The organism is Altererythrobacter sp. (genome assembly GCF_050299635.1).
Lineage (GTDB): Bacteria > Pseudomonadota > Alphaproteobacteria > Sphingomonadales > Sphingomonadaceae > Erythrobacter.
The window spans coordinates 61597-83660 of the sequence record NZ_JBNKWF010000008.1 but is presented as its reverse complement, the minus strand read 5'-3'; the positions used below and the strand labels follow the sequence as shown (position 1 = coordinate 83660).

Genomic DNA, 22064 nt, shown 5'->3' with positions numbered 1-22064 from the left:
GCATCTCGCTAGTCGGTCGCTAGTCTCTTTCCCAAAGATTTCATGGGGATGGGGCCTGGATGATCACCGTGCTACGAAACCTGAGCCTTGCGCTGAGCATGGCCTTGCTGGGTGCAATTGCAACGCCTTCGCTGGCCAGTCCACCACCCCTTGAAGCATATGGCAGCCTGCCCGAAGTTGAGGATGCAGCCATTTCCCCGTCCGGCCAGAGATACGCCTTTCTCATGTCGGCGAAAGGTGCGAGGCAACTCCTGATCGTCGGCCCGGACAAGAAGGTGCTGAAGTCGATCGCGGTGGGCGACGTAAAGGTCCGCAGCTTCGATTTCGTGACAGATGACCTGATCATGCTTCAACGGAGTTCGACCGAGAAGCTCGGCCACGATTTCGCCCAGGACAAGTTTGAATTCTATCAGGCCGTCCTGATCCCGGTGCAGCAGGGCGGCGAAATGCAACTGGTGTTCGGTGACCGGCGTTCGCTGGTGAACGCGGTGTTCGGCTACTACGGCACACGATGGATCGATGGCCGCCCTGTCGCTTTCTTCGGCGCTATCGAGCTACGTCGGTCGGATCGAAGCAATACCGGCTACGAATTCCAGCACGGCAGGCCTGCGCTCTACTCGGTCGACCTCCTCAGCAACGATAGTAGACATGTTGCAACCTGGCCTCCCGAATACTCTACACGCCACTGGCTGGTTGGTGCCTCGGGATCGGTAATTGCAACGCTCGATATTTCAAAGAACTCCGGGCGCTGGTCGATCGATGGGCCGAACGGCAAGATCGCATCGGGCCGGAACCCGGCGGGCGATGTGTTCCTGGTATCGATCGGCAAGGATGGTTCGACGATCATCTATGGCTCGCGCGACGAAACGACCGACATAACGCATTGGTACGAGGTTCCCATCGATGGCTCCCGTCCTTCCGAAGTTATTTATGACGATGTGGACATCGTCAGAATATACAGGGATCGCAAAACCGGACATATGATCGGGTATGTGACGGAGACCGAGCAGGAAGAACCATTCTTCTTCAATGCAACCGCAACCAAACGCGCCAAGGCGATCAAGCAGGCCTTCGCGACCTACCGCAACCGGATGATCGACTGGACGGAAGACTTCGGCCACGTCCTGGTCAGAACCGATGGAAACCATGACAGCGGAACCTATTTCGCCGTCGATTTGACCACCAATCGGGCCGACGCCATCGCCTATGAAAGACTGGCGATCGGACCGGACGCCGTTGGCGCAGTCTCGAAGGTGACCTACAAGGCGAATGACGGGTTGGAAATGGATGGCATCCTTACGCTTCCACCTGGCAAGGAGGCGAAGAATCTGCCGCTGGTTTTGCTCCCGCATGGCGGCCCGCACAGCCATAATACGGAAGGCTTCGACTGGTGGGCGCAGGCCTTTGCTTCGCGTGGATTTGCCGTCTTCCAGCCCAATTTCCGCGGATCGACCAATCGGGGCGAGCCTTTCATTCAGGCCGGCTATGGCCAATGGGGCCGCAAGATGCAGACTGACATTTCGGACGGGATGGCCGCATTGGCGGAGAAGGGGATCATCGATCCAAAGCGGGCCTGTATCGTCGGAGCAAGTTATGGCGGATATGCTGCATTGGCGGGGGTTACCCTGCAGCAAGGCCTTTATCGATGTGCGGTATCGGTGGCGGGTGTGTCCGATCTCAGCCTAATGTCACGGATCGAGAATCGCGAACGCGGCAATAGCAAGATTGCCAGGCGCTCGCTCGAAGAGGAGTTGGGTCCGCGCTCAGGCTACAGGGAAATCTCACCTCGTTTCAATGCGGACAGGGCCGATGCACCAATCCTGCTGATTCACGGACGGGACGACACCGTGGTCGAGTACCAGCAAAGCCAAAAGATGGCCGATGCGCTGAAAGACGCTGGCAAACCCTATGAATTTGTCGAACTGAAAGGCGAGGACCACTGGCTTTCTCTCAGCGATACGCGAAAGGCCATGCTAAAGGCGGCCGTGGGATTCGTGATGAAGCACAATCCGCCCGACTAGCCGGGCAGAGCGAAATCACGCCGCTTCGGCGTCGATGAACTCCGGGTAGAAACTCGGTGCACGATCGGACCAGCCGGGTGCGGTCGCGGCAGCTTCACTCAGGCTCTGGAGCAGGATCTTGCGGCGTTCGGGCCGGATCTGCGGCAGCGCGGCAGCAGCGCAGAACGCGCTCGGCAGCCAGGGCCGTACATCTGCCCCCAGCAAACGCTCATAGAGGAAGCGGAAGGCAGAGAAGCATTCGATCCGTTCTTGCGCGAGGTCGAAAGCGGCGACACGCGTAAGCTTGCCGATGAAGCCTTCGATCTGGCTCAGCGCGGTTTCCTGCGGAATCGCTGCGCGCAGGGTCTTGAGCTCCTGATAAGCGACATATTGGCTGCGGATTGCGGCGCTTTCGCCTTCGTTGCGTGCCCACAGCTTGAAGGCATCCTGACGGCCCAGACCGATGTCGAGGCTGCGCTTGATGTAGCGCTGCTCGGCCGGTTCGAAACCGGCAAACTCGCGCATTTCCGAAATCGTCATCGATGCACTGTTCGTTACGGCCATTGTCTTGCCCCCTGTTGTGGGAGCAGTGTCGCGCAGCGTGGTTAATATCGGGTAACCATCATTGCTGGAAATATGCGGAGATCGACCCAAGTGAAACGAATGCGCGAGTTCGATACCGAAACCCTGGCGTTTTATGCCGGCGAGGCGCCTGATTATGCCGCAAGAGGGCCCGGCGGTATCGGGTTGCATCTCGATCCATTCCTCGAACAGCTGGCTCCTGGCGCGTCAATCCTCGAACTCGGATGCGGGTCGGGGCGTGATGCCGCACACATGCAAGAGCTCGGGTTTGAGGTCGAACCGACCGACGGGGTCCCGGAAATGGCAGCGCAAGCCGAGGCTCGGCTTGGGTGCCCCGTCAGGATCATGCGATTCGATGAATTGGTGGCGGAAGAGAAATATGACGGGATAGTTGCCGCCTATTCCCTCCTCCATGTTCCGCGAGAAGGGCTGGCCAGCGTACTGACAAGAATTTGGCGCGCGTTGAAACCCGGCGGATTGCATGCGGCCACTTACAAGACTGCGAGTAGGGAAGGGCGCGATCGATTGGGTCGCTATTACAATTACCCTAGCGAAGCAGAACTCCGCGCCTACTACGCATCGGCCGGAACATGGTCTGACATCGAAACCTTTGCCGGCGAGGGGCGAGGTTATGAAGGTGGAAAATCGCGCTTCATCATGATCATGCTACGCAAGGCAGACTAGATCAATCCAGCCAACGGACTCGATGGATCGGCATATTTCCGCCGCCCCATGCGGCCCGCGAGATAGGCTTCGCGCCCGGCCTCGACCGCCAGCTTCATCGCCCGCGCCATGCGGATCGGGTCCCTGGCTTCGGCGATGGCTGTGTTCATCAATATGCCGTCGCAGCCCAGCTCCATGCCGACCGCCGCATCGCTCGCGGTCCCGACACCCGCATCCACCAGCACAGGCACGCTGGCGCCTTCGACGATCAGACGGATCGTCACCTGGTTCTGGATGCCGAGCCCGGAACCGATCGGCGCGCCCAGCGGCATGACGGCAACCGCGCCCGCTTCTTCCAGCTGCTTCGCCGCGATCGGATCATCGACGCAATAGACCATCGGCAGGAAGCCTTCGTTCGCGAGAATCTCCGTCGCTTTCAGTGTTTCGCGCATGTCGGGATAGAGCGTGCGCGCTTCGCCTAGCACTTCCAGCTTGACCAGATCCCAGCCGCCCGCTTCGCGCGCCAGCCGCAAGGTGCGGATCGCCTCTTCCGCGGTAAAGCAGCCCGCCGTGTTGGGCAGGTAGGTGATCTTCTTCGGATCGATGTAGTCGGTCAGCATCGGCGCCTTGGGATCGCTGACATTGACCCGGCGCACTGCAACCGTGACGATTTCCGCCCCGCTCGCTTCGACAGCTGCCGCGTTCTGTTCAAAATCCTTGTATTTGCCAGTGCCGACGATCAGGCGCGAATGGAAGGTCCGCCCGGCAACGCTCCAGCTATCGTTTGGCCGGCTATCGTCAGTCTTGCCGGAGCCGCCCCCTACAAAGTGGACGATCTCCAGCACATCTCCCGATTGGACCGGCGCATCTGCGATCCGGGACCGCGGCACGATCTCGCCATTGCGCTCCACCGCGACTTTCGCCGGGTCGAGCTCCAGCTCGGCCACCAGGGCCGCAATAGTGGAGGTGGAAGTGCGGCGCTGCTCGCCGTTGACGGTCAGTTCGATCGTTGCGCTCATCCCGCGCGCAATAGCGTTCAATGCGTGCGAGGCAAGTGGGCCCGCAGATTGAGTATATGTCCGGTCGAAACCAGCGTGACGCCGATAATGGTCAATACCGCCTCTTGCACGCCATGCGGCACCGCCAGCGCTCCCCCCATGAAGGTGAGGCCCATCATCGCCGTTACAAAGGGTGCGGCCTTGCGGTGCCTCAGCGCGCCCCATCCGATTGCGACCGCCGCAATAATCAAGGCGAAGGCCAGGCCGTAACGGTGAATCTCCGGTGCAAGCAGGAACTGGCCGCCCAATCCAAGCGCAGAAACAATGATGATGCTCGCAAGGCAATGCAGCAGGCACAGGCTCGAGAGCCAGATACCCGCGCGATCAAGCGCGCCGCGAATCGAGGAGGAAACGCTTTCCATTGCAAGGGCTATGTATGTTACGGTGTAACATCATGCAAGCTCTGCCTGCCGAGTGCCTGAATTTGGCCTGGAATCGGCCAGGATTTGGCTTGCACTTTGGCTTTGGGAAGCACAGTTAACCCAGTCATGAACGCCACTAGCGACGCAGATTTCTCCGGCATTCCGGCGCCCCCTCCCACCACGAGGCCGCTTGCGATCGCCAACTGGCTGTTCGTTGTGGCGGCGATGGTCGTGCTGATCGTCTTGGTGGGCGGCATAACGCGGCTGACCGAAAGCGGGCTTTCCATCACGCAGTGGAACCCCGTGACGGGTGTGCTGCCTCCACTGAACGATCAGGCATGGCAGGCCGAGTTCGACCTGTACCGCCAGACGCCCGAGTTCATCTATGAATCCGGTCCAGCGGGCATGACGCTGTCCGACTTCAAGTTCATCTTCTTCTGGGAGTGGTTCCACCGCCTGATCGGGCGGCTGATCGGCATGGCCTTTGCGCTGCCACTCGCCTGGTTCTGGATCAAGGGCGCAATTCCCGCGGGGTACAAGCCCCGCCTGCTCGCGCTATTGGCGCTGGGCGGCCTGCAGGGAACGTTCGGCTGGCTGATGGTTCGGTCGGGGCTCAGCGGGCAAATGACCGATGTGAGCCATTTCTGGCTTTCGGTCCATTTGCTCACCGCCTTCTTTACGCTCGGTGGCCTGATCTGGACCGCGCTGGACCTGCGCATGCTGGCCCGCGATCCGGAAGCGAGGCCCGCGAAGCTGACCGGACTCGCCACGGCCACGGCGCTGGTCCTGTTCGTGCAGCTCTTGTTTGGCGCATGGGTTGCCGGGCTCAACGCAGGGCTTGCATCCGACACCTGGCCGCTGATGCAGGGCCGCTTCATCCCTGAGTTCGATACCAGCAAGGGAATGGGTTGGGCGATGACGCATGATCCCTTTCTGCTTCACTTTCTCCATCGCTGGTGGGCCTGGGTTGTTGTAGGGATGCTGATCTGGCTGGCGCGGCGCGTGCGGCAATCGGAACGGCCCGCCTCCATCGCCATCCACAGCGCATTTGGAACGCAGATCCTGCTTGGCATAGCGACGGTCATGACGGGCGTTTCGCTGTGGCTGGCCGTTGCTCACCAGCTGGTCGGCGCCTTGCTGGTCGCAGCGACGGCCTGGGGCATGCATGCCGCAGGCAAGCACCGATGACTGCAATGATCTATTGCCCCTTTCCAGACCGGGAAAGCGCCCGGCAATCCTCCCGGGTCATGCTTGAGGAGAAGCTCATTGCCTGCGCCAACATTTTGGGCGAAGTTGAAGCGCTGTTCGTCTGGAAGGGCGAATGCGGCGAAGCGCGCGAGGTTGGGGTGCTTTTCAAGACCGATCAGACATTGCTGGAGGCGGCTTGTGAACGGTTGAGCGCATTGCATCCATACGACACACCGGCGATTCTGGGATGGGATTGCCAGGCGGCGCCTCGCGCAACACGGGACTGGCTCGCGGGGATCAACACAGGGGAGCCATGATGGACGGGATCAGCAGGCGAAATGTAATATTGGGATCGGCAGGGCTTGCAGCCTGCCTAGCCAGTCCTGCTGCAGCTGCGCCCGGGGTTCCGCTCCCCGAAGGGCCGATGCTGCTTTCCCGTGAGATCCGGCGCGAGCTCTCCGATGGCAAGGCTATAGTGGTCAGGCGGAGCTGGCTGGTCCGGTTCGTCCCGAACGGGCGCGGAATCGCAGTCGAAGGCAAGCAGGCCAGCGCGAGCGTCGACGCTCCCGAGAAGCTGAGACCGCTCGCCGAACTGGAGGAGCAGCGCGATACCAATGGCATGTTCCCCATCCTTCTATCTGCAGATGGCCGGATCGTCGGCGCAGGTTCGGGTCAGGATGCTGACGATATCGCCAAGGCCGTGCAGATTGCAGAAGGCCTGATCGCGAAATCGAACCGGACGCCGACGCAGAAATCCGAGGCCGTCCAATACCTCGGCGCGATCCAGGCCGCAGGCGGATCGCTGCTGGAGACGCTTCCCCCGGACCTGTTCTATCCGAGCGGAAGGGAGATGCGCCAGCACAGGGATATCGCTCTGCCGGATGGTGCAACTGGCGAAATCGAATTGGTCTATGCTTCGTCATCTTTGGCCGGAGAATCATGGCTCGAACGGGCAAGCCGGGACATCGTGACGCGGCTTGGCAACAGCGAAAGAGTGTCCAGTGAAATCTGGCGCATGGTACCGGTCGAATCCTCCGGAAGCACCGGCAACGGTACCTAGCGCACGGGGCCACGGTATTATTTTACCTCCGCTGAAACCCGCGGTTTTGCTTGACTTGAACGCCCTGAAGCGACAAATGGCGCGCGCTTCGGCGATCCGCTGCGTGCGGCGGCATCGCGATTCGTAGGCTGCGACTGGGTGTCGCGGCTGTTCAATTTTAGGACTTTGTACCCATGAAGGCGCTCAGCAAGCAGACCCGGTCGATCAAGCCGGCCGAGGTCGAAAAGAAGTGGCTCCTGATCGACGCGGAAGGGCTGGTCGTCGGCCGCCTTGCCACGATCGTTGCCAACATCCTGCGCGGCAAGCACAAGCCGAGCTTTACCCCGCATGTCGATTGCGGCGATCACGTCGTGGTCATCAATGCCGACAAGGTGAAATTCACCGGCAAGAAGACGACCGACAAGAAGTATTACAAGCACACCGGCTATGCCGGCGGCATCAAGGAAACGACCCCGGCAAAGGTGCTGGAAGGCCGCTTCCCCGAGCGCGTGCTGGAAAAGGCGGTCGAGCGGATGATCCCGCGCGGCCCGCTGGGGCGCCAGCAGATGAAGGCGCTGCACCTCTATGCCGGCACCGAGCACCCGCATGACGGCCAGGCGCCCGAGGTGCTCGACGTTGCTTCCATGAATCGCAAGAACAAGGTCACCGCATAATGGCTGACGAACAGAACACCGAAACTGTCACGGATCTCGCCGATCTGAAGGACATCGCCGGCGACGCACCCGAAGGTGACGCTGCTACGATCGCGGTAAGCACTGCCCCGCTGCGCGAGCAGGAGCTGGACCAGCATGGCCGTGCCTATGCAACCGGCCGTCGCAAGGACGCAGTCGCCCGCGTCTGGCTGAAGCCGGGCAAGGGCGTGGTCACGGTGAACGGCAAGGAGCAGGACGTCTATTTCGCCCGCCCCACGCTGCGCCTGATCATCAACCAGCCCTTCGCGATCACCGAACGTGAGGGCCAGTACGATGTCGTCGCAACCGTGCGCGGTGGCGGACTGTCCGGCCAGGCCGGCGCTGTGAAGCACGGCATCAGCCAGGCGCTGGCGAAATACGAGCCGGCCCTGCGTGCGACCGTCAAGGCCGCCGGCTTCCTCACTCGCGACAGCCGCGTGGTGGAGCGCAAGAAGTACGGCCGCGCCAAGGCACGCCGCAGCTTCCAGTTCTCGAAGCGCTGATCGCTTCGACTACAACCAAATGCGAAAGGGCGGCCTGCAATGGGCCGCCCTTTTCTTATGTACTGGCATTCGCAGTCAGCGAAGATTCAGCGCTGCATCACCATAATGCCGAAAGCCAGGCCGGATGCGGCCAGGAAAAGCGGCCAGGACCAATACACCTGGTACTGCCCGGCATGCATGAGGTGAATCGACAGCTGACCGCCATGCGACCCTTGCGAGCCGATGATCAGCGAGATCACCCAGGTAAGTACGCCCCCAAGACCGGCGGCCTTGATCGCTTCCATGATTCATTCCCCGTTCTACCGCAGCCCAAGGCTGTCGGCTTCCTGAGTTAACTTCCTTAGTGACGCTATACCGATGGCGGTTAAGAATCTGATAAGCTGGCGCGCGCCGGATCAGGTTTCGCCGACCACGCGCTGTTCGACTTCGATACCGCTGTCGCGTGAACATGTGAGAACATTATAGCCCGCTGGCGCGCCGCGCAGCCGCGTTGAGAGCGTCCCGGCCCCGATCATGCGCACGGCGGCCCCATTTGCGCTGCGCCGCAGGTCGAAGGGAATATGCACGTGGCCCGAGACGACTGCATCGGCCCCCGCATCCGCGATCGCGGCAAAGGCGTCATTCCCGCCGATCGTCGGGTTGCGCTCCCCTTCACGCGCCGGAAGCAGGGGGTGGTGGCAGGTAACGATCTTCAAACGCGTATCGCCGGTCAACCTGCCCAGGTGTTGGATCGTCGCTTGGAGAGCATCGGCCCTCACAAAACCATCCGACCAGGGAAAGCGCGGCTGCACGCGTACCGTCGTCTTGAGCGGGACAAGCACGAGATCGTCAGACGCGAATTCGCTTCCCACTTCCGCATAGAGCTGGCGGAACCTGCGATAGGGGTCGGTAAACCGCTCCCACAGATTGTAATAGGGCATGTCGTGATTGCCGGCGCAAAGCACCACGCGAGTGCCCAATCCTGCGAAATATTCGCCTGCCTCGGCAAACTGGCCGTGCGTCGCGCGCTGTGTCAGGTCCCCCGTGCACAGCACCAGATCGGGCCGCTCTGCCCGCACCGCCGAGGCGAACTCCGCCAATCCCGGCCGGTTTTCGACTCCGAAATGCGGATCGCTAAGATGGAAGATGCGTGTCGTCATATTCTCAATGCCAAGCGGGATCACCTGGCCTTGGCAAGAACTATCTTGCCCTGCCGAGCCCCAATTCAGACGCGGTCGGTCAGTATCAGCCAGGCGGCGACGGCGTTGAGCGCGCTATAGGCGAGATAGGCCCACACCAGACCCGGCCAACCGCCATAGGCCAGCAGCATGGCCGCGAGCAGCACGAGAAACTCTGTGATCATGGTCAGGCGCCCGCCAAGCATATGCACGAACCACGGCATCTGGCCCAGCAGTGGATGGCCGCTCTCCAACACCGCCTTGTGCAGGGCGAAATTGCCAATTCCCAGAAAGAAGATGAACAGGATCGCCATGGCAATAATATTACGCTGCCGCCCGTCGGTTGGAAATAGTCGTTCGTCGGGCGGTCTATGCCGCCGGTCCGACCGGTTGCCCGTTGATCGAGCATTTCCTCGTAATCGTCGACCCTGTGCTGCGGTATCCCCCCGAACGGCCTAGCTATTTCTGTGCCGACAACATCTCGATCCCCCCGAATGGAGATTGTCGCGCATGGAGGAAACAATGATCAAGACTACCCTGACGTCTGCGGCACTTGGCCTCATGCTGGCCGCTACCCCCGCTGCCGCTGACACCTCGGAAACGCCCGGAGTGAAGATCGAATATCGCGATCTCGACCTCGACACCCCCGAAGGGCAGGAAAAGCTCGAACGACGCATCGATGCTGCGGCAAGCCAGATCTGCAAGCTGAATGAGCGGCGCACCGGAACCCGGCTTCCGTCGCGCGCAAGCAAGCAATGCTTCGCCGAGGCGCGCGCAACCGCGAAATCGCAAATGGCGACATTGATTGCCAACCAACAACGTGGCGGCTGACGCAAGATCAGCCACCGTTACCCGGTGCTCTTAGCGCTGGTGCATCTGGCGGTTCGGACCCAACCCAGTCCCGGGGTCCGGACCGCCCTTTCTTTTTATTGCATATGAAACCAATTTCGAGTCCCTTAACTGGGTGACTCGAATGTCCCTTGGAGGGTGATTAGCGGCCAGCCATGGCCTTCACTTTGGGGAGGTAGGTGCGCCCGATACGCATTGCCTCGCCATCTTCCAGTTCCGCCGACCATACGCCGAGCCCATCGTGCCTCAGGCCACGAATGCGCTCCTTACGCAATATGGTCGAGCGGTGGATACGGATAAACTCCGCCGGATCGAGCCGTTCTTCCAGTCCCGCAATCGTCTGCAACAGCAGATAGGATCGGCCACCGTCCCCCGGCAGGCCGACATGCAGGCGGACATAGTCACGCTCTGCATCGATCCGCGCCACTTCGTTCACATCGATCCGCAGGAGTTCGGAGCGATGCGGCACCCACAGCTCTTCGAGCCACTGACTGCTGCTTTCCCTTCGTGTGCCGCGTCTCGCGACCGCGCGTTCAATCGCCCGTTCGAGCCGGTCGGCCGCAACCGGTTTCAGCACGTAATCGATCGCTTCAAGGTCGAATGCATCGACCGCGAAATCCTCATGCGCCGTCACGAAGATCACGGCGGGTGCCTTTTCCCTTCCGGCAAGGACCTGCGCCACCGCCAATCCGTCCATCTCCGGCATGGTCATGTCGAGCAGGACCAGATCGGGCGACAGGGCATCGACCAGACGCAAGGCCGCCGCACCATCGCTGGCGGTTCCAACCACGTTGATGGCGGGAACATTGGCGCACAGCACTTGCATCCGCTCGACAGCGAGCGGTTCGTCATCGACGATCAGAGTGCGCAAAGGTGAATCTGTTGTGTCGTCGTCAGCCATTGCGTGTCAGCGGAATGCGGATCTCACTCTTGTAACCACCCGGCACAGGCGCAGAAGTCAAGACTACATCCGATCCAAAACGCGCCTCGAGCCGATCTTTGACATTGGCCAGGCCAATACCGAATCCATGGCTGGCACCTTCCGGGACGCCTGGGCCGTCATCGCTCACACTTATCACAAGCCGGTCAAATTCCTCGCGTGCAGCAATCGTGATGGTCACCGGGCGATTCAATGCCGAAACCGCATATTTGACCGAGTTCTCGACCAATGGCTGCAGGATCATGCCCGGCACGCGGGCATCGACCAGCTCCTCGGGCAGATCGAATACACAGCGCAGTCGTTCCGGGAAACGGACCGATTCGATATCGAGATAGAGCCGCTGCAGGTCGAATTCCTGCTGCAACTGCACATCCGAAGTCGGATCGTCGGCCAGGCTATGCCGGTAGAAACGCGAGATCGTCTGGATCATGCGTTCGGCGCGGTCGGCCTTGCCGGTCATGACCAGCGCGGAAAGCGAGTTGAGCGTGTTGAACAGGAAATGCGGATTGACCTGGTAGCGCAGCGAACGCAGCTCTGCCGCCTTCGCAGCATTGCGAAATTCACCGGCTCGCCGCTCCGCGGTACGAGCCTGGTAGCCTGCCAGCATGGCGAAATAGAGCGAAGCCCAGGCGAGAAGCAGAAAATACCGGCCAAGCGCAATGTCGAGGATCATGACCCATTGTTCGCGATCTGTCGGTGCAGGCACCACGATCACGCTTTCGGAAACCACGTCCTCTTCGGCGAAAAGGTCTCCGGTATTCTCGAATTTCTGGACCCGCTTGACCGGCACATCGACAATCAGATTGCCCGCTTCGTCGCGGCGCAGATTGCTGCCAGCCTCGCGGCCCACGCGCTGCTCTTCCTTGGCCTGAAGTTCCTCGAACACCCATTGGTTGACCTGGGCAATCGGAACGGCGATCGGCAGTGCCAGCACCAGCACCACTATCACGCGCATCCAGAAAGGCCGGCGGTCGAACAGCCGAATCAGCAGCCACAGCACCATTGTCATGGCGACGCCGACCAGCGAAACGACGCCCCGGCGCCAGAGCATCTCGTACTGGAACTCGAAGCCAACGATATAGCCGCGCATGGTGGTGATCGCGAAATAGACCAGCCACAGCGCGAATATGGACAGCACCACCGTCCGGAATGGAACGCTCGGACCCGAATCGCGTCCCTGTTTGGTTGCATTTGTATTCATTATGGTCGCCGAATACCGCGCGCGCGCAAACATGGCGAATCCGTCGTCGGGCACGGTCTGCCGTTCATCGAAAGTTCATCGAGCAAACGAGGTTTGGCAAATTGCTTCAAGCCAGCAGCGCATCGCTTGCGATCCGCTCTTTCCACTGTGCCGGAGCGAGGGTGTGGACGTTGGTTCCTTCGGAATCGACCGCGACAGTTACCGGCATATCCTTCACCGTGAACTCATAGATCGCTTCCATTCCAAGATCCTCGAAACCGACCACCTTGGCTTCCTTGATAGCCCGGCTGACGAGATAGGCTGCACCGCCCACCGCCATCAGATAGGCGACCTTGAAGCGACTGATGACTTCGACCGCATCGTGGCCGCGCTCGGCCTTTCCAATCATCGCCAGCAAGCCCAGGTCGAGCATCATATCGGTGAACTTGTCCATCCGCGTGGCGGTGGTCGGCCCGGCCGGACCCACAACTTCACCCATCACCGGATCGACCGGTCCGACGTAGTAGATCGCGCGTCCCTTGAATTCGACCGGAAGCTCTTCGCCCTTGTCGAGCATTTCCTGGATGCGCTTATGCGCTGCGTCGCGCCCCGTCAGCATGGCGCCATTGAGCAGCAGGCGATCGCCCGCCTTCCAACTCGCGACTTCCTCAGGTGTCAGATTGTCAAGATCGACCCGCTTCGCTTCCGCATCGGGCTTCCATTCGACCTTGGGCCACTGATCGAGGTCCGGTTGCGGAATATAGGCCGGTCCTGAACCGTCCATCACCACGTGCGCGTGGCGGGTGGCGGCGCAATTGGGGATCATCGCTACGGGCTTGCCTGCGGCGTGGCAGGGCCAATCCAGGATCTTCACGTCGAGCACGGTCGACAGACCGCCCAATCCCTGAGCGCCGACGCCCTGGGCGTTGACTGCATCGAAGATGTCGATCCGCAACTGCTCGATGTCGGTCTGGGCTCCGCGCGCCTTGAGCTGACCCATGTCGATCGGATCCATCAGGCTTTGCTTGGCGAGCTTGACGCAATGCTCCGCCGTGCCACCGATCCCGATTCCCAGCATTCCTGGCGGACACCAGCCGGCACCCATCGAGGGAATCTGTTCCAGCACCCAGTCGATGATATTGTCGCTGGGGTTCATCATCTTGAACTTGGACTTGTTCTCGCTGCCTCCGCCCTTGGCTGCAACGTCGATTTCGACCTTGCTGCCAGGCACCATCTCGACCGAAAGCACGCAGGGCGTGTTGTCGCGCGTGTTGCGGCGGGTGAAGGCCGGGTCGGCCAGGATCGATGCGCGCAGCTTGTTCTCCGGATGGTTGTAGGCCCGGCGTACGCCTTCATCGACCACCTCTTGCAGGCTCCGCTTCGAATCGAGGCGGCATTCCTGCCCCCATTTGACGAAAACATTGACGATGCCCGTGTCCTGACAGATCGGCCGGTGCCCTTCCGCACACATGCGGCTGTTGGTCAGTATCTGCGCGATGGCATCCTTCGCGGCAGGCCCTTGTTCCGCCTCATAGGCTTTGCCCAACGCCTGGATGTAATCCATCGGATGGTAGTAAGAGATGTACTGCAAGGCATCCGCAACGGTCTCAATCAGATCGTCTTCGCGAATTGTGGTCATGTCGCTCATCGATGAAGCGCTCCTGTCGATCGAATCCGAAGTCCCTTAAGCAGGACCGGGAGCTAGCGTCAAAGCGCTTGGCGGTTGGCATTGCAATCGCTAGGGCACGATCCCATAGGTGATTGACCAAGTGTGTTATCAGTGTAATACAGCCCGGAAGCAAGACCGTGAGTGATATGTCAGCAGCCCGAAAAGCCATGATCGACAGCCAGTTGCGTACCAGCGGCGTCAACGAAGCATTCGTGCTTTCCCGCATGAGCGCCGTCGCGCGCGAGGACTTCGTGCCCGAAGCAGCGAAGAGCGTAGCCTATATGGATCGCGCCGTGCCTTTAGGTGACGGACATTTCCTTCCTGCCCCGCTGGTGCATGGAAAGATCCTGTCCGAAGCCGCGCCGGACGCAGGCGACCGTGTGCTTGTGGTCGAAGGTGGCACTTCGTACCTGGCCGAACTGACGCGCCCGCTGGTTGCGCAGCTCGATAGCATCTCCGCGGAAGAAGCGGCAGGCAAGCCGAGCCTTGGCAAGTCCTACTCGCTGATTCTGGTCGAAGGCGCGATCGAGCATCTGCCTGAAGGGCTGGCCGCTCTACTGCGGGACAATGGCCGGATCGTTACCGGCCTGGTGCTGCGCGGCGTCACCCGCCTCGCCAGCGGACGCAAGGTCGCCGGCAAGGTAGCACTACAGCCACTGGCCGAAATCGGCATCCCCGTGCTCCACGAGTTCGACCGGCCCAAGGAGTGGAACTTCTGAGCATGGCCGCTACCGCAGGGATTTCCGGGCGGCTTATGGCCGCGCTCGCCATTGGCACGATGCTGGCAGGTTTGCCAGCGGCGGCACATGCGGAAACCCTGCGAGAAGCATTGGTCGGCGCCTACAACACCAATCCCAATCTCCAGGCCGCGCGTGCGCAGCAGCGCGCCACGGACGAAAATGTACCGATCCAGAAGTCGCAGGGACTGCCCAATGCGAGCGCGACCGCGCAGCATATCGAGTTCCTGCGCAATTCGCCTAACAGCTTCACTGCGCCCGAACGACGGATCCAGATCGGGCCGGATCTTCAGGTGCCAATCTATTCGGGCGGGTCGGTCAAGAACTCGGTCAAGGCCGCCAAGCAGCGCGTCGGTGCCGGTCAGGCCGATCTGCGCGGCACCGAAAGCGCCATCTTCGCGCAGGTCGTGGCCGCCTATATGGATGTGCTGCGCACCGAAGCCGTGGTTGAACTCTCCCAAGCACAAGTCGCATTCCTCAAGGTCAATCTCGAAGCGACCACAGACCGGTTCGAGATCGGCGATTTGACGCGGACCGATGTGGCGCAATCGCAATCGCGCCTCGCGGTGGCCGAAGGCGATTTGCGCGGAGCACGCGCCAATCTGATTGGTGCGCGCGAGACCTATATCGAGCTGGTTGGGCGGGCACCGACTGACCTCGAACCGCCACCGCCACTGCCGGGCCTGCCCGAGACTGTTGGCGAAGCGGTGGTCAGTGCGCTCGAGAACAATCCCGACCTGATTGCCGCGAAAGAACGCGCCAAGGCCGCAAATTATGATTCGGAAGTTGCCGGGTCGGGCAGATTGCCGACGCTCGGCGTCTTCGCCGGTCTGGACTACACCGATTATTTCGGCACGCTTGGTGGGCCCATCTCGTCCGATTTCTCGCAAAGCGAAACAACCGCCCAGGCGGGCGTGCAGCTTACCATCCCGCTGTTTCAGGGTGGCCGCCCCGCCGCGCAGCAACGCCAGGCCTATGCCCGCGAAAGCGCCGCGCTGGAGCAGGTCAACGCTACCGAACGCAGCGTCATCGCCCAGGTCCGCGCCGCCTGGTCCAGCTGGCAGGCTGCCAATGCCATTATCGCCAGCTCACAGGTTGCGGTCGACGCCGCCGCGCTCAGCCTTGAAGGTGTGCGGGCAGAGAATTCGATCGGAAATCGGACGATTCTCGATGTGCTCAATGCCGAGCAGGAACTGAACTCGGCCCAGGTCCAGCTCGTGACAGCACGGCGCAATGCCTATGTCGCGGGATTCAGCCTGCTGGCGGCGATGGGCCGCGCCGAGGCGCGCGACCTCAACCTCGAAACGGGCGGCCCACTCTATGACCCGCAGGTCAATTATGAACGGGTACGCGGCAAGATCTTCGACTGGGATCGCGACCCTGAACCGCAAGCCATTTCAACCAGGACCGTTGACATCCCGGCCCCCGACGCGACAATTGAAGTGCAGCAAGAATCGGCTGACGTCACTGGCGATTGACGTCACTGCGCAGCCGACAGGCACAAGGGGACCACGGGCGTTGCCGCAGGAAAACGAAGCTTCCGTCGAGGAAATCCTCGAATCGATCAAGAAAGTGATCGCGCGCGACAATCGCGACAGCGCGCTGGAAATGCGCCGCCGCCGTGAGACCGAAGGCGTGATTCGCACGTCACAGGGCGGCGATTCCGAAGGTTCTGCAGCGGGTATGCCGGATGACGATGAAGTGCTCGATCTGGGCGAGATGGAGTTCGCCGAAGATTTTGACGAAGACGCAGACGGTTTCGAGGACGAAGACGAAGGCGGCCCGATCGACGCACCGCTGACCAATGAAGCAGTACGCGATTCGATGCGCGAAAATTTCGCTGCACTAGCCATGCTTTCCGAGCCAGGCGCTCCGCCGCAGATCGTGCGTTCGGGCGAAACCTCGCTCGAGGGTCTGGTGCGCGACATGCTGCGCCCGATGCTGGCCGAATGGCTCGACAAGAATCTGCCGGGCATGGTCGAGAAGATGGTTCAGGCCGAAATTGCGCGGATTGCCGGCAAGCGCCGTTGACAGGTCCCGCCCCGGCGCAGCAGATCGTTTAGCGATGGGGCCATTAGGGAAAGCCGTGTGACAGAGCTCGAAGCCGCCCAACGCGCATTGTCGAAGATCGGCGGCGAGACTATCGAACGGCACATCTTCCTTTGCGCCATGAGCGAAAAGCAGCAGTGCTGCCGACGCGAACAAGGCGAGCGGTCGTGGAAATACCTCAAGAAGCGGCTTACCCAGCTCGGCCTGGCAGGGCCGAAACGTACGGATGGAACCGGCGGTGTTCAACGGACCAAGGCAGATTGCCTGCAGATTTGCGCTTCGGGGCCGATCGCGCTGATCTGGCCCGATCGCGTGTGGTATCACTCAGCCAATGAAGAAGTGCTGGAACGCATCATCCAGCAGCATCTCATCGGCGGCGAAGTGGTGGAGGAATACCGCCTCAAGGCCGAAACTGAGGATTAGTCCTCGTCGCTCTTGGGCAGGCGATTGTCGACCGAGGCGTCGTGACCGGTACCGTTGGAGAGGAATACCAGCCCCATCAACGCGCTCATCAGCAGCATCGAGAAACCGATGCCGAGCGCCACGGCGATGTAGAAATGCACCGAAACGCTGCCTTCGGTCTTGTAGAGCAGCGCCAGGGCAATCGCGACCACGCCCACAGTCACGCCGAACATAAATCGCATCAGGCGGCGGTAGCGGGCCCAGGCATGGGCGGCACTTTGCGGGTCTTCAAGCGGTGATTTGGGAACCATGCCGCCCCCATGCTCCCCCGGCGTGGTGGTTGCAATGGGAGATTCGCCAGACCGAGCACACTTGCCGACTCGCCTTTTCGCCCGCAGAATGGCATTCTTGGGACGGTAAACCGGAGGAACGCCATGGATATTGCGCAGCTCATCGCCAATCGCAGTGCGGGAGAGATAATCTCCTGCGATGTCTCTGCAACGATGCGCGACGCCATAGCGGTCCTGGCCAGCAAGAGGATCGGCGCCTTGCCGGTCATGGACGCGGGCCGCGTAGTCGGCATTTTCTCCGAACGCGATGTAATCTATCGCCTGGCGGACGAGGGTGACATCTGCCTGTCGCGGCCACTGGGCGAAGTGATGACGGCACCGCCCATCACGGTCGATCCGCGGACCAATGTTTTGGAAGGTCTTTCGCTGATGACGCGGCGCAGGATCCGCCACTTGCCCGTGGTCGAAAACGAGCAGTTGGTCGGCTTCATCTCGATCGGGGATCTCGTGAAATCCCGGCTCGACGAGATCCAGCACGAAGCCGAGGCAATGCGCGAATATATCCAGACCGCTTGAGCTTCGGGCCTGCACTTCCTAGATTTGGGCCATGGCACAAGCCCTAGTCCTGACCCCCGCAGCGGCCAAGCGCGTCGCATGGATCGCCGAAAAGCAGGCGAAACCCGCAATCCTGCGTCTTTCGGTCGAGGGCGGCGGGTGCTCGGGCTTCCAGTACAAATTCGATCTCGCGCCCTCGGTAGAAGGCGATGACAGCGTGAGCGAGACCGATAGCGTCAAGCTGGTAGTCGACCCCGTGAGTCTCGATCTGGTCGGCGGCAGCATTGTCGATTTCGTCGAATCGCTGGGCGGTGCAGCATTCCGGGTAGAAAATCCCAATGCGGCGGCCGGTTGCGGCTGCGGATCGAGCTTCGGGATTTAGGTTAGACCCCGCGTCTTTCTTGGGGCACTAAGCCCAGATGAAGATCGCCACATTCAACATCAACGGGATCAAGGCCCGCCTGCCGCGCTTGAAGGAATGGCTGGAGGAAACGCGCCCTTCAGTTGCCTGCCTGCAGGAAATCAAGTGCATGGATGAGAACTTCCCTGCGCATGAATTCGAGGCAATCGGATACAGGGCCATCTGGCATGGCCAGAAAAGCTTCAATGGTGTCGCGATCCTGGTCGACGAAAAGGCCGGGTTATCCGGACCTATCGAGGTCCTGCGTGGCCTTCCTGGCGACAATGAAGATGAACAGGCGCGCTATCTCGAAGCCGATGCGGGCGGCGTTCGGATCGTCTGCATCTATCTGCCCAACGGCAATCCGCAACCGGGGCCGAAGTTCGACTACAAGCTTGCCTGGATGGAGCGCTTGCGCACTCGCATGAATGAGATCTGGCAGTCGGAGACGCCGTGCGCGGTGCTGGGCGATTTCAACGTCATCCCGCATGACGACGATGTCTGGGCAGTCAAGGCGATGGAAGAGGATGCACTGATGCAGCCTGAATCGCGCGATGCCTATGCCCGCCTGCTGGGTGACGGCTGGACCGACGCCATGCGCACGCTCAATCCGCGCGGCGGTGTGTGGACCTATTGGGACTATCAGGCAGGCGCATGGCAGAGGGACCATGGGTTCCGGATCGATCACATCCTTCTGACGCCCGAATTGGCCGACAGGCTCGAAGCGGTGGGTGTCGACCGCACGCATCGCGGGCGGGAAAAGGCGAGCGACCATGCTCCCGTCTGGGTCAGACTGCGCGACTAGCGCTCACTTGATGCAAAAACGGGCGGGAGAAACCCCGCCCGCAAGCGTGACTGGATGCCGGCCGGTCAGGCCGACGTTCGAATGTCATCGATAGAAGATATGCGTGCTGATGGTCGCGCGGGCGACTTTCTTGCGGCTCCAGCTCGGACGCACATATTTCGCATGGAAATAAAGCGAATCCTGCGCTGCGGATTCCCACAGACCTTCATGCGCAATGCGAGCGATCGCCTTGGCCCGCTTCCACGCGGAAGAACCGGTGCGAATGCTGGGCATGTGGCCGTTCTTCACGAAAGAGAACTGCGCGCGCTGGTGGACTACGCCGCAATAGCTTGATGGGAACTGCGTCGATTCGGTGCGGTTGATGATAACCTGAGCGACGGCGAGCTGCCCGGCCAGGGGCTCACCGCGCGACTCGAAGTAGACTGCACCTGCCAGGCAACGCATTTCGTCGCTGAGGGCATAATCCTTCGAAGTCTGCGCAACCAGTTCGCGCAATGATTCAGCGGAGGTTTCGGTGACGGTCTCGGCTTCTTCCGCCGGTTCTTCCGGCAGGGCCTGGACCACTTCTTCTGAAACGAACACCGGCGCCACATTGGCCGAAGCCTGGGCCTGCATTTCGATCATGCTTTCGCCCAGATCGGAATCCTGGGCGAATGCGCCGGAAGTTTCGGCGCTTGCAATAGTCAGACTGGTAGCTGCGATAAGCGCAGCAGCAGTGATGCTATGGGTCTTACGACTCATATTCCCGTACAAACGTGCGGTTGACGAGCTCAGACGCAGGCTGGGACCTGTTCGCGGTTGTTGCGATTAGAGAGGTTGGTCCATCTATAGGCCTGCCGGCCGCCCCCCGTCTGCGTGCTAACTCTCTGGCCTTATTGCCATGCAGAGCCGCCTGCGCACCTGGAAGCTGGCGCGGCACATAGGGATCAAGGCATTTTCGTCAAGTTAATGCGGCAGGGATGCGATGAACCGTTCTGCATCAGCGATGTCTACCTCGATAATCCAGATATCGGGGTCCTGACGCTTTCTCCGCTCAAGGTATTCGCCAAATTCTTCTTTATTTTCATCATTTTGCCGCTTTGCAGCAATAAACGGTCGGGAGCCGTCCAATTGAGGCATCCTTTCGAAAAGTGTAACCTCTTCGCCACGATACATAGTTAAGATCAGAACCGTCCCGGCATCCCTTTCGCCGCGCGAAATCACTGTTGCGAAGCCACCCTTGTCCTGAATCATCCGAATCAGGCCGGCAACCTCAAGATGTGCCGGGAGACGCCCTTCCAAGACCTATTCCGTCCCCGGCGAATAGCCGGGCAGGCTGGAAAGCGGGATTCGCGAGCGCATGAAGGTGCCGGTCCCCCGACCGATTTCATCGCCTTCCGCATCGACCAGCCGCGAATCGGCCACGAAAACGCGCCGTTTACCGCTGATCCAGCGGCCTTCCGCCACCACTTTCCCGCTTTTCACGGGTTTGGTGAAGTGAAGGTTGAAGCTGGTGGTAAGCAGGAAGCGGTCGGTCGCGAGCGTATTCGCGGCATAGAAAGCAGCGTCATCCAGCATCTTGAAATAGATCGTGCCATGGGCCGCGCTGGCGGCGTGGTGATAGCGCTCGTCGACCTCAAAGGTGATGCGCGAAGTACCTTCGCCGGTTATCGCCAGTTGCGAATCGAACAATTGGTTGATCGGCGCCGAGGCATAAAGTCGCTCAAGCGCGCGATAGTGGAGCTTCGCACCACTCGATTCGCCTGCCTCAGGCGGCATCGCGCTCGAATTGGTTGCAGAGAAGCGCGTAAATCGCTTCGCTGTCGGGCGCTTCCATCAGCGCATCATGGATCGAATCGTCGCGAACCGTGCGCGAAAGCGCTGCCAGGGCATGCAGATGGGTCGCCCCGGCATTCTCGGGCGAAAGCATACCGAACACCAGGTCGACGGGCATGCCGTCGGCAGCATCGAAGTCGACCGGAGTTTCGAGCCTGAGCAAGACCACCGAAGGTCGCTTTACTTCATCCGATCGTGCGTGCGGAATGGCGACTCCCCGCCCGAACCCGGTAGATCCGAGCGCTTCTCGCTCTTCGAATCCATCGAGCGCCCGCTCGGCGTCAATGCCGTAGATATCGGCAAAGATCTCCGCGATCCTGGTCAGCACTTCAGGTTTCGCTTGCAGGCGCGCCGTCTTTACCGCCTCGGGTAGCAGTTGGAAATTAACGTTCATGGCAAGCTTATTCGATCTTGATTCCAGTTACATGCAGTGAGCGACAAGCGGCTTCAACGCCTCGAATCGGCGCCGTCTCTGGCGTTTTCGCTGTGGATGCCTTCCCGTTCCGGCCCATAGAGAGCCATGAGGCATTACCTCGGTTCGACCCACCCGATCGACCCATCGGCGCGGCGGTAAACCATATTATGGCGCCCAGTGCCAGCGTTTTTGAAAAACAGCGCCGGTGTATCCCGCAAATCCAGCATCATGACCGCATCGGCCACGCTCGCTTCGGGGATGTCCGTGCTCGTCTCCGCGATGATCGGCGGAGCGTCGGACGTGACTTCCTCGTCCGTCTCATCGGCAGCGAAGATCGTATAGGCGGCCTCTTCCTGCTGCATCGCATAGGTGGATTGCTGGTGACGGTCCTGGATCCGGCGCTTGTAGCGGCGCAGCTGCTTGTCGATCTTCTCCGCCGCGCCGTCCAGCGCCTGGTGAGCGTCGTGGGCCTGCGCCTGCGCCTTTACGATCATGCCCTGCATGACGTGCGTGACGATATCGCAACTGAATGCCCCTGCGGGCGCTTTGCCAAAGGTGACATGCGAGGATAGGGCACGGTCGAAATACTTGTCGACGATCCCGCCGAGCCGGTCAGCGACATGCTCCTGCAATGCAGAGCCGGTTTCCATCTGATGCCCAGATACGCGAATATCCATGTCGGTCCTTTCCTTGCTTCTTGTTGTTGCCGGGCCA

The 22064-nt window shown here is 60.8% G+C and carries 30 protein-coding genes; 15 read left to right on the top strand and 15 right to left on the bottom strand.

Annotated elements, in window-relative coordinates; all coding sequences use genetic code 11:
• The first annotated feature begins 59 nt into the window (after positions 1–59).
• A complete protein-coding gene (locus ACQY6C_RS06110) occupies positions 60–2021 on the top strand; it encodes an alpha/beta hydrolase family protein (RefSeq protein ID WP_427966170.1) in 1962 nt (653 codons plus the stop codon).
• Positions 2022–2036: 15 nt separating this feature from the next.
• On the opposite strand, the gene ACQY6C_RS06105 is transcribed toward ACQY6C_RS06110, so the two are convergent.
• Complete coding sequence (locus tag ACQY6C_RS06105; RefSeq protein ID WP_427966167.1) at positions 2037–2564, bottom strand: hypothetical protein; 528 nt, start codon at positions 2562–2564, stop codon at positions 2037–2039.
• 99 nt (positions 2565–2663) lie between these two features.
• Here ACQY6C_RS06105 and ACQY6C_RS06100 point away from each other — a divergent pair, with 99 nt between their 5' ends.
• Positions 2664–3266, top strand: coding sequence for a class I SAM-dependent methyltransferase (locus ACQY6C_RS06100; protein WP_427966164.1), 603 nt, complete (start codon positions 2664–2666; stop codon positions 3264–3266).
• On the opposite strand, the gene thiS is transcribed toward ACQY6C_RS06100, so the two are convergent.
• Together thiS and ACQY6C_RS06090 are read right to left on the bottom strand one after the other, a co-directional pair.
• Complete coding sequence (gene thiS / locus ACQY6C_RS06095; RefSeq protein WP_427966161.1) at positions 3263–4264, bottom strand: sulfur carrier protein ThiS; 1002 nt, start codon at positions 4262–4264, stop codon at positions 3263–3265. The genes ACQY6C_RS06100 and thiS overlap by 4 nt on opposite strands.
• A gap of 17 nt (positions 4265–4281) precedes the next feature.
• Positions 4282–4665 carry a MerC domain-containing protein gene (locus ACQY6C_RS06090; RefSeq protein WP_427966159.1) on the bottom strand — a complete coding sequence of 128 codons (384 nt, stop codon included), beginning with the start codon at positions 4663–4665 and terminating at the stop codon, positions 4282–4284.
• A gap of 126 nt (positions 4666–4791) precedes the next feature.
• Between ACQY6C_RS06090 and ACQY6C_RS06085 the strand changes: the two genes are divergently transcribed.
• From ACQY6C_RS06085 to rpsI, 5 genes are all read left to right on the top strand, one after another.
• A complete protein-coding gene (locus ACQY6C_RS06085; protein ID WP_427966156.1) occupies positions 4792–5853 on the top strand; it encodes a COX15/CtaA family protein in 1062 nt (353 codons plus the stop codon).
• Positions 5850–6170 carry a divalent-cation tolerance protein CutA gene (gene cutA / locus ACQY6C_RS06080; RefSeq protein ID WP_427966153.1) on the top strand — a complete coding sequence of 107 codons (321 nt, stop codon included), beginning with the start codon at positions 5850–5852 and terminating at the stop codon, positions 6168–6170. The genes ACQY6C_RS06085 and cutA overlap by 4 nt, the downstream gene beginning before the upstream one ends.
• A 107-nt stretch (positions 6171–6277) precedes the next feature.
• A complete protein-coding gene (locus ACQY6C_RS06075) occupies positions 6278–6913 on the top strand; it encodes a hypothetical protein (RefSeq protein WP_427966150.1) in 636 nt (211 codons plus the stop codon).
• Between the two features lie 173 nt (positions 6914–7086).
• Positions 7087–7566 carry a 50S ribosomal protein L13 gene (gene rplM / locus ACQY6C_RS06070; RefSeq protein WP_427966147.1) on the top strand — a complete coding sequence of 160 codons (480 nt, stop codon included), beginning with the start codon at positions 7087–7089 and terminating at the stop codon, positions 7564–7566.
• Positions 7566–8087, top strand: a complete 522-nt coding sequence (rpsI, locus tag ACQY6C_RS06065) for a 30S ribosomal protein S9 (protein WP_427966144.1) — start codon at positions 7566–7568, stop codon at positions 8085–8087. Before rplM ends, rpsI begins: the two co-directional genes overlap by 1 nt.
• Before the next feature lie 86 nt (positions 8088–8173).
• On the opposite strand, the gene ACQY6C_RS06060 is transcribed toward rpsI, so the two are convergent.
• From ACQY6C_RS06060 to ACQY6C_RS06050, 3 genes are all read right to left on the bottom strand, one after another.
• Entirely contained in the window at positions 8174–8371 is a 198-nt protein-coding gene (locus tag ACQY6C_RS06060; protein ID WP_427966141.1) for a hypothetical protein, read from the bottom strand.
• A 111-nt stretch (positions 8372–8482) separates the two neighbouring features.
• Positions 8483–9226 carry a metallophosphoesterase family protein gene (locus tag ACQY6C_RS06055; RefSeq protein ID WP_427966139.1) on the bottom strand — a complete coding sequence of 248 codons (744 nt, stop codon included), beginning with the start codon at positions 9224–9226 and terminating at the stop codon, positions 8483–8485.
• Between the two features lie 65 nt (positions 9227–9291).
• Entirely contained in the window at positions 9292–9558 is a 267-nt protein-coding gene (locus ACQY6C_RS06050) for a hypothetical protein (RefSeq protein ID WP_427966136.1), read from the bottom strand.
• A gap of 208 nt (positions 9559–9766) precedes the next feature.
• Here ACQY6C_RS06050 and ACQY6C_RS06045 point away from each other — a divergent pair, with 208 nt between their 5' ends.
• Positions 9767–10075, top strand: coding sequence for a UrcA family protein (locus ACQY6C_RS06045; RefSeq protein ID WP_427966133.1), 309 nt, complete (start codon positions 9767–9769; stop codon positions 10073–10075).
• Positions 10076–10235: 160 nt separating this feature from the next.
• Here the strand turns inward: ACQY6C_RS06045 and ACQY6C_RS06040 are convergent, their stop codons facing one another.
• The 3 genes from ACQY6C_RS06040 to ACQY6C_RS06030 form a co-directional block, all read right to left on the bottom strand.
• Entirely contained in the window at positions 10236–10994 is a 759-nt protein-coding gene (locus tag ACQY6C_RS06040; protein WP_427966130.1) for a LytR/AlgR family response regulator transcription factor, read from the bottom strand.
• Entirely contained in the window at positions 10987–12234 is a 1248-nt protein-coding gene (locus ACQY6C_RS06035) for a sensor histidine kinase (protein ID WP_427966127.1), read from the bottom strand. Before ACQY6C_RS06035 ends, ACQY6C_RS06040 begins: the two co-directional genes overlap by 8 nt.
• A 106-nt stretch (positions 12235–12340) precedes the next feature.
• Positions 12341–13861, bottom strand: a complete 1521-nt coding sequence (locus ACQY6C_RS06030) for a fumarate hydratase (protein WP_427966124.1) — start codon at positions 13859–13861, stop codon at positions 12341–12343.
• A 167-nt stretch (positions 13862–14028) separates the two neighbouring features.
• Between ACQY6C_RS06030 and ACQY6C_RS06025 the strand changes: the two genes are divergently transcribed.
• From ACQY6C_RS06025 to ACQY6C_RS06010, 4 genes are read left to right on the top strand one after another with little or no spacing between them, the layout of a single operon-like run.
• Positions 14029–14601 (top strand): protein-L-isoaspartate O-methyltransferase family protein, encoded by a 573-nt coding sequence (locus tag ACQY6C_RS06025; protein WP_427966367.1) that lies wholly within the window; start codon positions 14029–14031, stop codon positions 14599–14601.
• A gap of 2 nt (positions 14602–14603) precedes the next feature.
• Positions 14604–16097, top strand: coding sequence for a TolC family outer membrane protein (locus ACQY6C_RS06020; RefSeq protein ID WP_427966121.1), 1494 nt, complete (start codon positions 14604–14606; stop codon positions 16095–16097).
• Positions 16098–16137: 40 nt separating this feature from the next.
• Positions 16138–16650, top strand: coding sequence for a DUF2497 domain-containing protein (locus ACQY6C_RS06015; RefSeq protein ID WP_427966118.1), 513 nt, complete (start codon positions 16138–16140; stop codon positions 16648–16650).
• 57 nt (positions 16651–16707) lie between these two features.
• Positions 16708–17091 carry a (2Fe-2S) ferredoxin domain-containing protein gene (locus tag ACQY6C_RS06010; protein WP_427966115.1) on the top strand — a complete coding sequence of 128 codons (384 nt, stop codon included), beginning with the start codon at positions 16708–16710 and terminating at the stop codon, positions 17089–17091.
• Here the strand turns inward: ACQY6C_RS06010 and ACQY6C_RS06005 are convergent.
• Positions 17088–17381 carry a hypothetical protein gene (locus ACQY6C_RS06005; protein ID WP_427966113.1) on the bottom strand — a complete coding sequence of 98 codons (294 nt, stop codon included), beginning with the start codon at positions 17379–17381 and terminating at the stop codon, positions 17088–17090. The genes ACQY6C_RS06010 and ACQY6C_RS06005 overlap by 4 nt on opposite strands.
• Positions 17382–17504: 123 nt before the next feature.
• Between ACQY6C_RS06005 and ACQY6C_RS06000 the strand changes: the two genes are divergently transcribed.
• From ACQY6C_RS06000 to xth, 3 genes are read left to right on the top strand one after another with little or no spacing between them, the layout of a single operon-like run.
• A complete protein-coding gene (locus tag ACQY6C_RS06000; RefSeq protein ID WP_427966110.1) occupies positions 17505–17936 on the top strand; it encodes a CBS domain-containing protein in 432 nt (143 codons plus the stop codon).
• Between the two features lie 31 nt (positions 17937–17967).
• Positions 17968–18297, top strand: a complete 330-nt coding sequence (locus ACQY6C_RS05995) for a HesB/IscA family protein (RefSeq protein ID WP_427966108.1) — start codon at positions 17968–17970, stop codon at positions 18295–18297.
• 37 nt (positions 18298–18334) lie between these two features.
• Positions 18335–19120 (top strand): exodeoxyribonuclease III, encoded by a 786-nt coding sequence (xth, locus tag ACQY6C_RS05990; RefSeq protein ID WP_427966105.1) that lies wholly within the window; start codon positions 18335–18337, stop codon positions 19118–19120.
• A gap of 84 nt (positions 19121–19204) precedes the next feature.
• Here the strand turns inward: xth and ACQY6C_RS05985 are convergent, their stop codons facing one another.
• The 5 genes from ACQY6C_RS05985 to hpf form a co-directional block, all read right to left on the bottom strand.
• A complete protein-coding gene (locus ACQY6C_RS05985; RefSeq protein ID WP_427966102.1) occupies positions 19205–19861 on the bottom strand; it encodes a cell wall hydrolase in 657 nt (218 codons plus the stop codon).
• A gap of 204 nt (positions 19862–20065) precedes the next feature.
• Complete coding sequence (locus ACQY6C_RS05980) at positions 20066–20401, bottom strand: DUF1491 family protein (RefSeq protein ID WP_427966100.1); 336 nt, start codon at positions 20399–20401, stop codon at positions 20066–20068.
• A 3-nt stretch (positions 20402–20404) separates the two neighbouring features.
• The gene (locus tag ACQY6C_RS05975; RefSeq protein ID WP_427966097.1) at positions 20405–20878 is read right to left on the bottom strand and encodes a PaaI family thioesterase; all 474 of its coding nucleotides are present in this window, start codon (positions 20876–20878) and stop codon (positions 20405–20407) included.
• Entirely contained in the window at positions 20868–21329 is a 462-nt protein-coding gene (locus tag ACQY6C_RS05970; RefSeq protein ID WP_427966094.1) for a PTS sugar transporter subunit IIA, read from the bottom strand. Before ACQY6C_RS05970 ends, ACQY6C_RS05975 begins: the two co-directional genes overlap by 11 nt.
• Before the next feature lie 134 nt (positions 21330–21463).
• Positions 21464–22027: a ribosome hibernation-promoting factor, HPF/YfiA family gene (hpf, locus tag ACQY6C_RS05965; RefSeq protein WP_427966091.1), complete on the bottom strand. Its 564-nt coding sequence runs from the start codon at positions 22025–22027 to the stop codon at positions 21464–21466.
• Positions 22028–22064 lie beyond the last annotated feature (37 nt).